We start from the raw sequence: 228 nt of genomic DNA, 5'->3' as shown, positions 1-228 counted from the left end.
GCCAGCGGCTCCGAAGCGTATCCGCCGAGCGCAGCGAATCTGCGCCCGTCTCGCAGCCCCTCCTTATGCGCCTGCCCCTGCACGACCGGGCCGCGCGCCGTGTTAACGAACCGCGCCCCGTCGCGAAGGCGGGCAAGCTGCTCCGCGCCGATCATGCCCACGGTTCGCGGCGTCCTCGTATTATGCCACGAGACGATATCGCTGCGCTCGAACAGCTCGTTCAAGCTC

General features: G+C 68.4%; 1 protein-coding gene. It reads right to left on the bottom strand.

Going from position 1 to position 228, the window contains the following annotated elements:
- Window positions 1–228: NAD(P)-dependent oxidoreductase (locus KVT38_RS34530; protein ID WP_306795392.1), on the bottom strand; the 228-nt coding region annotated here is incomplete at both ends.

This window comes from Cohnella sp. GbtcB17 (assembly GCF_019091135.1).
In the GTDB taxonomy this organism is placed as follows: Bacteria; Bacillota; Bacilli; order Paenibacillales; family Paenibacillaceae; genus Cohnella.
The sequence above is the reverse complement of the archived record's forward strand: the minus strand, read 5'-3'. Positions and strand labels throughout refer to the sequence as shown.